8 protein-coding genes and 1 pseudogene are annotated in these 12,024 nt (G+C 36.8%); 8 read left to right on the forward strand and 1 reads right to left on the reverse strand.

The features are described from left to right. The first annotated feature begins 117 nt into the window (after window positions 1-117). From xylB to HMPREF3267_RS12740, 5 genes are all read left to right on the forward strand, one after another. On the forward strand, window positions 118-1,605 hold the full coding sequence (xylB, locus tag HMPREF3267_RS07575; RefSeq protein ID WP_062078115.1) for a xylulokinase: 1,488 nt from the start codon (window positions 118-120) through the stop codon (window positions 1,603-1,605). Window positions 1,606-2,090: 485 nt separating this feature from the next. Next, complete coding sequence (locus tag HMPREF3267_RS07580) at window positions 2,091-3,134, forward strand: PTS sugar transporter subunit IIC (protein WP_002460451.1); 1,044 nt, start codon at window positions 2,091-2,093, stop codon at window positions 3,132-3,134. A gap of 2 nt (window positions 3,135-3,136) precedes the next feature. After that, window positions 3,137-3,817 (forward strand): L-serine ammonia-lyase, iron-sulfur-dependent subunit beta, encoded by a 681-nt coding sequence (gene sdaAB, locus HMPREF3267_RS07585; protein WP_002460450.1) that lies wholly within the window; start codon window positions 3,137-3,139, stop codon window positions 3,815-3,817. Window positions 3,818-3,830: 13 nt separating this feature from the next. Continuing rightward, a complete protein-coding gene (gene sdaAA, locus HMPREF3267_RS07590) occupies window positions 3,831-4,727 on the forward strand; it encodes an L-serine ammonia-lyase, iron-sulfur-dependent, subunit alpha (RefSeq protein WP_002460448.1) in 897 nt (298 codons plus the stop codon). 196 nt (window positions 4,728-4,923) lie between these two features. Then, window positions 4,924-5,100 carry a hypothetical protein gene (locus HMPREF3267_RS12740; protein WP_014533217.1) on the forward strand — a complete coding sequence of 59 codons (177 nt, stop codon included), beginning with the start codon at window positions 4,924-4,926 and terminating at the stop codon, window positions 5,098-5,100. Between the two features lie 130 nt (window positions 5,101-5,230). On the opposite strand, the gene HMPREF3267_RS07595 is transcribed toward HMPREF3267_RS12740, so the two are convergent. Continuing rightward, a complete protein-coding gene (locus tag HMPREF3267_RS07595) occupies window positions 5,231-5,725 on the reverse strand; it encodes a GNAT family N-acetyltransferase (protein WP_002460446.1) in 495 nt (164 codons plus the stop codon). A gap of 150 nt (window positions 5,726-5,875) precedes the next feature. Here HMPREF3267_RS07595 and srtA point away from each other — a divergent pair, with 150 nt between their 5' ends. From srtA to HMPREF3267_RS07605, 3 genes and pseudogenes are all read left to right on the forward strand, one after another. Further along, window positions 5,876-6,481, forward strand: coding sequence for a class A sortase SrtA (gene srtA, locus HMPREF3267_RS07600; protein WP_002478617.1), 606 nt, complete (start codon window positions 5,876-5,878; stop codon window positions 6,479-6,481). 199 nt (window positions 6,482-6,680) lie between these two features. Then, window positions 6,681-6,816: pseudogene (locus HMPREF3267_RS12860) on the forward strand (YSIRK-type signal peptide-containing protein); the annotation flags it as partial. 1,295 nt (window positions 6,817-8,111) lie between these two features. Then, a partial coding sequence (locus HMPREF3267_RS07605) for a G5 domain-containing protein (RefSeq protein WP_371106719.1) occupies window positions 8,112-12,024 on the forward strand: 3,913 nt, incomplete at its 3' end.

A 12,024-nucleotide genomic window follows, 5' to 3' on the forward strand; every position in this document is an offset into this window, starting at 1 on the left:
TTTTACGCGAAAAATATATTATCATTTTTATTATGTCGTTATATAATGATAACAGTCATGACTATGTGAGGACACGGAATGATAGACAATTAATTTTGTGAGAGAAGGTGGCCATTTATGCAAGAAGTCGTATTAGGTATTGATTTAGGTACGAGTGCAGTGAAAATCATCGCAGTAGATAAAGAAGGACAGGTATTAGTAACAATTAGCGAGCCTTTAACATTGATTCAGCAACAGCCGGGATATAATGAACAAGATCCAGATGAATGGCTAGATGCGGTAAAGCAAGGGATTAAGCGCGTTACACAGCATGACAGTCTTAAGCATCATACAATTCAAGGGATATCATTTTCTGGACAAATGCATGGCTTGGTTCCTTTGGATAAAAATGGTTGGCCTGTGAGGCATGCAATCTTATGGAATGACACGCGTAATTCAGCACAATGTGAACAAATCATCGCGCGCTATGGGCAACGTTTAAATGGTAATCCAATTCTTGAAGGCTTTACTTTACCTAAAATGTTATGGATGCAACAACATGAGCCAGAGCTATGGAAACATGTGGATACGTTTGTATTACCTAAAGACTATATTCGTTACGGTTTAACCGGTCAGATACATATGGAATACTCTGATGCAGCAAGTACATTATTACTTAATCCAACAACGCATGAGTGGACAAGAGAAATTGGAGATGCCTTTGGTTTAGGTGAGATTTATCCACCATTAATACCATCGCATGGTTACGTCGGTAATGTTAAGTCAGGATTAGCCATAGAACTAGGATTAACATCAAATGTCAAAGTATTTGCTGGAGGCGGAGACAATGCGTGTGGTGCAATTGGTGCTGGTGTAGTTAATGATAATGACACTTTATGTAGCATTGGGACGTCTGGCGTGATTGTCAATGTTGAAAAGGATGAACATACACAATATCAAAACAACATTCACTTCTTTAATCATAGTGTGCCAAATACTTATTATGCAATGGGAGTAACATTAGCAGCAGGTTACAGTCTTTCTTGGTTGAAACATACGTTTTTTGCAGCGGATAGTTATGATGATGTGATTAAGTTAGCAGCCTCATCATCTATCGGTGCGAACCGTCTACTTTATACTCCCTATTTAGCAGGTGAACGCACACCACATGGAGATGCCTTTATTAGAGGAAGTTTTATTGGTTTAAGTGGCAGCCATAAAAAGGAGGATTTTTCTCGAGCAGTTATTGAAGGTGTGACGTATTCTTTATATGATTCAATACAGTTAATGAGAGCGGCGGGTAAAGAAATAACGCATGTCACTTCTATTGGCGGAGGTGCTAAAAGTGAGTTCTGGTTACAACTTCAAGCAGATGTCTTTAATACGACTGTAAGAAAGTTAAAACACGAAGAAGGTCCTAGCATGGGAGCTGCTATGATAGCAGCAGTAGGTCTAAATTGGTTTGAGAGTATTGAAGACTGTGTTGATGCATTTATAGATATCGTTGCAGAATTTCATCCTAATCCAGAACGGCATCGTCAATACGAGCAATTTTATAAAATATATCAACAGGTATATGCACAAACAAGAACGATTACACAACAACTATTGACTTTAGAAATATAAAATTAAGCAAGAGTCTAGGGCATCATTATGATTTATGTTCTAAACTCTATATTGGTAGCAGTTGACTGGATTGAAAATACGCTTATACTAAGTTTTTTCAATTCTAGTCGACCTTGCCGGGGCGGGACGACGAATTCATAATGAATTCTCTCCCGTTCCTTTTTTGTGATTAAATCGTGAGCATTTTAAAACAAAAATATTTAAGTATACGTTACGATAAAGATATGTAAAGTTAGTGTAAATATATGAAGAATTATGTATAAAATTTTACTTGTTGCAATCAAGTTCTTCATGATGTAAAATGTTAAAAAATAAATTTAATCGTTACAATAATTTAAATAACACAATTTTAGAAACGCGAAAATTTGCATATTGTGAATATATTCACATTTTAGACTAAATAAAATTTTGTTTTATATTGAAATCGTTTTCTTAGGGGTGTACGATGACTATGGCTAGAAAAAATTGAAAAGAGGTTTTGGGAAATGAACATTATTCTAGGCGTAGGTACACTCGTATTGGTGTTAGCAGTGATGACACTGTTTTTAAAGTATGCACCGTACGGTAAACAAGGACTACAAGCTTTATCCGGAGCTGCTTGTGCTACATTTTTACCACAAGCATTCCTGAGTTACGCTATTGGCGGCGTATTTCACATTGAATTTTTAAAAGAGATCGGTGATTTAGTCGGCGGTCTTAGCGGCGTAGCTGTAGGTATTTTAACGTGTTTGAAATTAAATATATCACCTGTTTTTGCGGTGATTGTAGGGCTAGTCTTACATGATTACAAATTATTACCTGCATTTATTGCTGCGTACATTATGGCTTTTGGAATTAAGCTTATTGAGAAAAAAGTTCCAGAAGGTTTAGATTTAATTGTTGTCATTCTAGTTGCACCTGCTATTACGTTTGGTTTAGCACATATTATTTCACCAGGGGTTATGGCAGTATTAAGACAAATTGGTGGCGCTGTTACTTCAGTTGGAGATAACAACCCATACGCATTAGCAATTATATTAGGACTTGTTATTCCAGTTACAGGAATGACACCTTTAAGCTCTATGGTTTTAACTAGTTTATTAGGACTCACTGGTGTGCCAATGGCAATCGGTGCATTAACTTGTATGGGCAGCTCATTTGTTAACTTTGTCTTATTTAGAACATTGAAAATTGGTGGACCATCAAAAGCATTTGCGGTATGTATTGAACCACTTACCCAAATTGACTTAATCGCACAGTATCCATTACAACTTTATGGTACGAATGCGATTATCGGTATGGTCAACGCATGTATCGTTACATTTGCAGGGCTAGTGATAAATGTGACTGGTATGGCAACACCAATCGCTGGTGCCATTGTATTGTTTGGCTTTAATAAACCTTTACCATCAGTTATTACAATTATTGTGGTTGCAGTTGTAAGTATTATTTTAGCGTATATCTTTGGTAAATTGATTAGCAAATTAAATATTACAAAAACAGACATCACGATTCCTGGACAAAACAACCAAGTTAAGGAGAGTGTTTAATAATGGCTAAAAAATCCTATGATTATCAAAGCGCATTTGACATTATTGGGCCAGTTATGATGGGACCATCAAGTTCTCATACTGCTGGTGCCGTTAAAATCGGTAACTCAGCAGGAAGTGTACTTGGTGTTACACCTCAGAAAATTGAAATTCGTTATTACGAATCATTTGCTGAAACTCATCAAGGTCATGGCACAGATGTCGCAGTTATAGGTGGTGCGATGGGCTATAGCACGTTTGATAGCCGTATTAAAGATGCTTTAAATATTGCTGAAAGTCAAGGTATCAAAGTAGATATCATTGAAGACAGAGGCGAAAGCTTGGGAGAACATCCAAACTGTGCGTATATTAAAGCTGAAGCAAATGGTCGCCATATTGAAGTAATTGGTAACTCAATTGGTGGCGGAACAATTAAACTAAAACGTATTAACGTTGAAGGGCTAGAAGTTAACTTCAATCATGGATTACCTATTTTAGTGATGGATGGTTATACTGATAAATCCACAGTCAATCATTTCATTAACTTTGCCAGTGAAGCCGGTGCTGCAATTGACAAAGAAATGACTGAAATGAAAGACAACCAATGTTTAGTAGTATTACCTTTATCTAAAGCATTGTCAGAATCAGCGTTAGAACAAATAAGAGAGAAATATAGTGACTTAAACGTATCCTATATAAATTAGAGGGGGATTTATAATGTTTGATTCAATTAGAGAGACAATTGATTATGCAGTAGAAAATGATATGTCATTTGCTGACATCATGATCAATGAAGAAATGGAACTTCAAGGCAAATCACGTGAAGACGTTCGAGCAATTATGAAACAAAATCTTGAAGTAATGCGCGCAGCAGTTGAAAAGGGCACAACTGGTGAAGGCGTAAAAAGTGTTACAGGTTACACAGGTCAAGATGCAATCAAATTAAATAAATACAATGAATCACAACACGCTTTATCTGGGCATGAGATGATTGAAGCGGTTAAAGGAGCTGTTGCGACAAATGAAGTGAACGCAGCAATGGGTATCATCTGTGCAACTCCAACAGCTGGCTCCTCCGGAACGATTCCGGGCGTACTTTTTAAATTAGAAAAAACACACGATTTAACTGAAGATCAAATGATTGATTTCTTGTTTACTTCAGCACTGTTTGGCCGTGTTGTTGCAAATAACGCCAGTGTTGCAGGTGCTACGGGTGGTTGCCAAGCCGAAGTAGGATCAGCATCAGCAATGGCAGCTGCGGCAGCTGTAGCCATTTTTGGAGGTAAACCAGAAGCATCTGGACATGCTATGGCATTAGCAATTAGTAACTTATTAGGATTAGTTTGTGACCCAGTTGCAGGCTTAGTTGAAATTCCATGTGTAATGAGAAATGCCATAGGATCTGGTAACGCATTAATTTCAGCAGATTTAGCATTAGCAGGTGTTGAAAGTAGAATTCCTGTTGATGAAGTTATTGAAGCTATGGATAAAGTTGGTAGAAACTTACCAGCATCTCTAAGAGAAACTGGACTTGGTGGCTTAGCTGGAACACCAACAGGAGAAGCGATTAAACGTAAAATCTTCGGAGACGCTGAAAAAAAAGTCAATAATTAAATTCTACGAAAACCTAGATAATAACATTTTAGGGAGTGGGACTACGAATTCATAATGAATTCTGTCCTGCTCCCCTTTTTCATGGATATTTACCACAATTGATTACATAGAAGTGGAGTCAATTTTCCGAAAATTTAAAATCTTATATTGCAAATTTACAACTTTGATTATAAAATATCCAAAAGGGGTTGATGTTATGCGAAGGTTATTTGGGATTTTTTTAGCCTTTACGATTAACACAACGATGACCTACTATTTGACAACGGAGGGTACATGGGAGAATCTTCTATTGCAATGCATGTCGCTTAGTATGATAATCGTATTTTTCTTTTACTATTTCCAATTTATTAAGAAAGCTAAAAAAATGACATAGTTGAATAATAAAAGCGCTCGGGAAATCAAACTTGAGCGCTTTTATTGCTATAGTAACGAGTCTATGTACGGTTATAAATTAATATCAAAGTGATGACAAAATTTATTAGACTTAAATGTTAATATTTGAATTATTTAGTTAATAAATCAATTTGATAAAATGCTAAATCCAACCAACGATTGAATTTGTAACCAACATTATTAATTGTACCTGCATGAATAAAACCAATTTTTTCGTGTAGATGAATGCTTACTTCATTTGAAGCATCGATACCTGCAACCATTGTACGATAGCCTTCATCTTTAGCAATTTGCATTAGTTGACTAAGTAATTGTGAAGCAATACCATGGCCGCGATAGGCTGAATCTACATAAATTGAATGTTCTATTGAATAGAGATAAGCAGGCCAATCTCGGAATGAACCATAAGTAGCGAACCCAACGACTTGTTGATGTTGTTCAAATACGAGAATAGGCTCTCCGGCTATAACTTTTCTCTCAAACCACTCTTCACGTTCCTCTATTGTTTGTGACTCATAGCTATAAACAGCTGTCGTATTGATAATAGCATCATTATAAATAGATAGAATGGCCGGTAAATCTTGACGTTCTGCGTGTCTAATCATATGTCTCATCTTTTTATTTTTTATTGTATAGTGTTCAACTATTGATTTCAAATTTATGTAATAAAATATGACAAACTTGTCGTAGGTAAAAAAAGCAATCAATGCTATACTATTATCAAACAATTTTACGGTTTAAAGGAGAAATACTGCATGAGAAAATGGACAAACCAATTGATGACCATTATTGGAGTTATACTTATATTAGTTGCCATTTACCTATTTGCCAAACCTCATATTGATAGTTATTTACATGACAAAGATAATAGCGATAAAATAGAAAACTATGATAAAACAGTCAGTAAAGCAAATAAAAATGATAAGCCAACCATCCCTAAAGACAAGGCAGAAATGGCTGGTTATCTCCGTATTCCAGATGCTGATATTAATGAACCTGTTTACCCTGGACCAGCAACACCTGAACAATTAAACCGTGGAGTTAGCTTTGCCGAAGAACAGGAATCCTTAGATGATCAAAATATTGCAATTGCAGGTCATACATATATTGGCCGCCCACATTATCAATTTACAAATTTAAAAGCAGCTAAAAAAGGTAGCAAGGTTTATTTTAAAGTGGGAAATGAAACAAGAGAGTATAAAATGACAACTATACGAGATGTGAATCCAGACGAAATCGATGTGCTAGATGAGCATAGAGGGGATAAAAACCGCCTAACTTTAATTACTTGTGATGATTATAATGAAAAGACGGGTGTTTGGGAAAAGCGTAAAATATTTATAGCAGAACAGATTAAATAATTGTAGAACACTTTGATCCGTTAGTTATTAACTAATAGATTGAAGTGTTTTTTATTTTCTCTCACAATATGATTTTAAGCAAAATTCAAAGCACAAAAAAATGATATAAAAAAATAATAGTATTGTTATACGCTAAATTATCTGATATTCTTAGTGTAGATAAATACATCAAGATTATACAACGAGGACGTGACAAAAAGTGAAATCAAACAAAAAACCAGCTCAATTTCTTAATCGACATAACAATTATTCGATTAGAAAATTTACAATTGGTACTGCTTCTATTCTTGTTGGGACAACATTGATTTTTGGTTTGAGTAATGAAGCACACGCCCAAAGCAATAGTTCAGCAAAGGTATCAGATAAGGTAGCAACTGAACAGTCAGCATCGACTTCTCAAGAGGCAGATAGCAGTCAACAAACTGCAGCTTCTAATGCTCAAAACGTTCAAACTGCACCTGAGCAAGATAAAGCAACACCTACTACAGAGGTTAACTCTAACAATAATCAAACAGATTCTAAGCACGTAGCACCACAGAAAGAGCAAAATCAAACAGCTACGCAAACAGAATCTAAAAAAGAAACTGCACAAACACAAGCAAAAACAGAAGAAAAAGCAGCTTCTGATAGCAAAAAAGCATCAGAAGATTCAGATGATAAAGCGACTTCAAAAGAAACAGATGAAAATAAAACTGATGATAGTGTAGATACAAACTCTAATATCACTACCCCAGTGTATGATACGACACGTGCGCGTGCTGCAACTTCAGTACCACTTGCTAGTAGTCTCGACTCAGATGCTAGTGCTGCTGAAAATGCAGAGCCATCAGCAGAATTTATTGATAAATACAATAAATCAACAAATAGAAGTCAATTAGTGCATGATTTATTAGCTGAATCATACAGTGAAACAGACGTTAGAGCAATTGTTAATCGCTTAAATATAGACTTTAATAAGACAGATGCTAAAAAAGCATTTCAAGCGATAATGTATGCTGGTATTCAATATGCTAAAGAACAAACATCATTATACACAACATATGCTACTATACCTGGTGATGGTGTAAATGTTAATAACACAGAAATTGGATCGGTAGCAGAGTTAAAGCGTAGTATTTATATAGATCCAAATAAAGGCTTAACAGTTAACGGTCAAGGATATACTTCTCAAGGCCAATCTCCTGCAAACTATACAGTACATGTTCAACCTAATAAAAGAACAAATAAAATGGACTTTACTGTAACTTGGAAAGTTAATCCATCAGCTTCTGCATCTGGGCATGACGCTGATTTAGGTGGCTTTAACTTTGGTTCAGGATATAATGTGCCAGAACGTATTAACGGTCGTTTTAATATATATGGTGGTAATACAATCTCAAATAATTTAGATATGATTAAAAGTCCACACCCTAGTTATCCAGCTGGTTATGGTTTGAGTAGCCGACCAACAATTACGAGATATTTTGTTCAACGTGGTGGACGTGTAGAATATCATTTTAGTGTTCCAGTACGTGATTGGAATGGTGATTTAAGCTTTAATGGTAAGGTTCTAATGTTCGACAACAACGTTACTCTTGTTGGTCAAGGTGTAATGAACCCAAATTCAAATGATAACTACTTCTATGACGAAATGAACATCCAGGGAGATAATAATCCAGATCGTCATATTATCACTACTGATGATACGTCAGAAGTTGAAAATATTCCTTTCCAAATAGAATACGTGGTTTCTAAAGACTTACCTGTAGGTCAACAAGAAGTTCAAAGAGAAGGTCAAGTAGGTAAACGCGGTACACTTTATTCAATTGTTAAATTTAATAACCAAACAATTGGTCGATTTGTTAAAGAAACATACAATATACCACCAGTTAATAAAATTATTAAAATTGGTATTGGGGCTGTAAATGATTCTAATATCAGTGGACCACTACCTCCAATTCTTGAACCACAACTTTCTGGTACAAATATTGTTAGCGGTGAAACAAGCCCTAATGCTGCCGTAACAATAACAGTAGGAGGAAGAAACTATCAAACGACATCTGATAATTCAGGTCGATTTAATTTCCAATTGCCAAATTATACATTGCAAGAAGGAGACCACATTTCAGCCGTAGCAACTGTTGAAGGTAAAACAAGTAAACCTGGAAAAATTATTATTCCTCGAGATGGTAGAACACCTAACCTTACTACATCAGTTCAACGTGGACAAGATCAAAATAAACCAGGTAGTTGGGTAACAATTACGAATGCGACAACTGGTCAACAAGTAAGTCGATTCTTTGTACCAGATGGTTTACCTGGTAATGATGGTCGTTCTATTACTATTACAAATGAATATTTAGATCCAAGTACTGGAGAAAGAGTCGTTCAATTTAGTGACGGACGAACAATCCGTCTTCCTAAAGGACCAAAAGGAGACAAAGGTGATACAGGTGCTCAAGGTCCAGCAGGTAGATCAATAACAATTACTAGTACAACTGTGGATGCAGATGGTAATACAATTGTAAGATTTAGTGATAACACAACTCTTAAAATTCCTAAAGGACCAAAAGGTGATAAAGGTGACCAAGGTCCAGCAGGTAAATCTATTACTGTCAAACACATATCTAAAGATTCACAAGGAAATACAACAGTTCAATTTAGTGATAATTCATCTATTATCATTCCAGCAGGTACGCCTGGACGTAATGGTACTTCAGTAGGAATACATACAATTACGCCGCAAGCAAATGGCGATACAGTTGTAACGTTTACAGATGGTAAAACAATGACAATACCAAAAGGTGCCAAAGGTGATCGTGGTGAAGCTGGTCCAAAAGGTGCCGATGGTCATTCAATTACAATTACAAGCAATACGGTAGAACCAAATGGTGATCGTAAAATTGTCTTCTCAGACCACACTACCGTAGTAATTCCAAAAGGCGACAAAGGTGATAAAGGCGACAATGGTACATCAATAGGTATTACCCAAATTGATACAGACGCAGCAGGTAATAAAGTCGTTCATTTTACAGATGGCAAAACAATGACAGTACCAAAAGGTCAAGATGGTACATCAATTGGAATCAAGTCTATTACGCCACAAGCAAATGGCGATAAATTAGTAACATTTACTGATAATAGAACCATGGTAATTCCAAAAGGTGACAAAGGTGACAAAGGTGATAAAGGCGACAAAGGTGCTGATGGTGCGAGTCCAACCGTGACAGCTACACGTACGCAACATGATGGAAAAGATGGTGTGGAAATCACGATTACCCCTGCAAATGGTGGTACACCAATTAAAACTTTCGTAGCTGATGGTGAACGTGGTGAGAGAGGTCTGCAAGGCATTAACGGTGTAGATGGAAAATCTATCCGAGTATCAAGTAGCCGTGATAATCAAAAACATGAAACAACATTGACCTTCTATTACGATCAAGATGGCGATCAAGCCTTTGATGCAAGTAAAGACATCGTAGTCGACACAGCTGTTATCAAAGATGGTCGTACCCCAACGGTAGATATTAAGAAAATTTTACGTGGTGTGTCAACATTTAGAACTGCCACAGCTACCGCGAATCCTGATAAAGGTCATGAAGTCAAATTCTATTATGACAATAACAACAACGGTATTTTTGATGAAGGTGATGAAGAAATTTCATCTGGCTTCATTGCTGATGGTAAAAACGGTCAAAATGGTCGAAATGGACGACAAGGTACTGAATTAATAAGTGGAATAACACCTCCTACAGATAGTGATGGTCTAAATGGCGATACGTATATCGACACTAACACTGGCGACACTTATAAAAAAGAAAACGGAAAATGGGTTCCAAGTGGAAATATCAAAGGACCAAAAGGTGACAAAGGTGAGAATGGTCAAAACGGTAGAGATGGAAAAGACGTTCTGAACGGCAAAGTTGATCCACAATCAAGTCAAGGTAAAGATGGCGATAAATACATCAATACAGTAACAGGTGATGTCTTTGTTAAATCAGGTGACAACTGGACCAACGAAGGCAATATCAAAGGACCAAAAGGTGACAAAGGCGATAATGGTTTAAACGGTAGAGATGGAAAAGATGTTCTGAATGGCAAAGTTAATCCACAACCTAGTCAAGGTAAAGATGGCGATAAATACATCAATACAGTAACAGGTGATGTCTTTGTTAAATCAGGTGACAACTGGACTAACGAAGGCAACATCAAAGGGCCAAAAGGTGACCGAGGTGAACGTGGTGAGACTGGTGCAAAAGGTGACAAAGGCGATAATGGTCAAAACGGTAGAGATGGAAAAGATATTCTGAATGGCAAAGTTAATCCACAATCAAGTCAAGGTAAAGATGGCGATAAATACATCAATACAGTAACAGGTGATGTCTTTGTTAAATCAGGTGGAAACTGGACTAATGAAGGTAATATCAAAGGACCAAAAGGTGACCGAGGCGAACGTGGTGAGACTGGTCCAAAAGGTGATAAAGGCGAAAATGGCACATCAATTGGAATTACAACAATTGACACGGATTCAGCTGGAAATAAAGTCGTTCGCTTTACAGACGGCAAAACAATGACAATACCTAAAGGTCAAGATGGTACATCAATAGGTATCCGTACAATTACACCACAAACAAACGGTGACACAGTTGTAACCTTTACAGACGGTAAAACAATGACGATACCAAAAGGCGCTAAAGGCGACAAAGGTGATAACGGTCGTGATGGTACATCAATAGGCATTACAAATATTCAAACAGATGCTGCAGGTAATAATATTGTTCACTTTACAGATGGTAAAACAATGACAGTACCAAAAGGTCAAAATGGTACATCAATAGGCATCCGTACAATTACACCACAAGCAAATGGTGACATAGTCGTAACCTTCACAGATGGTAAAACAATGACGATACCAAAAGGTGCGAAGGGTGATAAAGGTGACGTAGGTGCACGAGGTGCAGATGGTCGCTCAATCACAATCACAAGTAATACAGAACAACCAAATGGAGATCGTAAACTTGTGTTCTCAGATAACACTACTGTCATCATTCCAAAAGGTGCAAAAGGGGATAAAGGCGACAAAGGTGATAATGGTACATCAATTGGAATTACAACAATTGACACTGATACAGTTGGCAATAAAGTCGTTCACTTCACAGATGGCAAAACAATGACAGTACCTAAAGGTCAAGATGGTCAATCAGTTGGCGTAAAAGCAATTACCACAGCAACAAATGGAGATACAGTTGTAACCTTCACAGACGGTAAAACAATGACGATACCAAAAGGTGCGAAAGGTGATAAAGGTGACGTAGGTGCACGAGGTGCCGATGGCCGCTCAATCACAATCACAAGTAATACAGAAGAAGCAAACGGTGACCGTAAGCTTGTGTTCTCAGATAATACAACTGTCATCATTCCAAAAGGTGCGAAAGGTGATAAAGGTGATGTAGGTGCAAAAGGTGCCGATGGTCATTCAATCACAATCACTAGTAATACAGTAGAACCAAATGGAAATCGTAAACTTGTCTTCTCAGATAACACAACAGTTGTGATACCAAAAG

Origin of the sequence: Staphylococcus sp. HMSC62D11, assembly GCF_001839145.1 — a bacterium.
GTDB lineage: Bacteria > Bacillota > Bacilli > Staphylococcales > Staphylococcaceae > Staphylococcus > Staphylococcus lugdunensis.

Excerpts from the sequence above, each read along its gene's own strand:
- srtA (WP_002478617.1), top strand. The coding sequence starts at position 5,876 with ATGAGAAAATGGACAAACCAATTGATGACCATTATTGGAGTTATACTT.
- xylB (WP_062078115.1), top strand. The coding sequence starts at position 118 with ATGCAAGAAGTCGTATTAGGTATTGATTTAGGTACGAGTGCAGTGAAA.
- HMPREF3267_RS07595 (WP_002460446.1), bottom strand. The coding sequence starts at position 5,725 with ATGATTAGACACGCAGAACGTCAAGATTTACCGGCCATTCTATCTATT.
- sdaAA (WP_002460448.1), top strand. The coding sequence starts at position 3,831 with ATGTTTGATTCAATTAGAGAGACAATTGATTATGCAGTAGAAAATGAT.
- HMPREF3267_RS07580 (WP_002460451.1), top strand. The coding sequence starts at position 2,091 with ATGAACATTATTCTAGGCGTAGGTACACTCGTATTGGTGTTAGCAGTG.
- HMPREF3267_RS12740 (WP_014533217.1), top strand. The coding sequence starts at position 4,924 with ATGCGAAGGTTATTTGGGATTTTTTTAGCCTTTACGATTAACACAACG.
- sdaAB (WP_002460450.1), top strand. The coding sequence starts at position 3,137 with ATGGCTAAAAAATCCTATGATTATCAAAGCGCATTTGACATTATTGGG.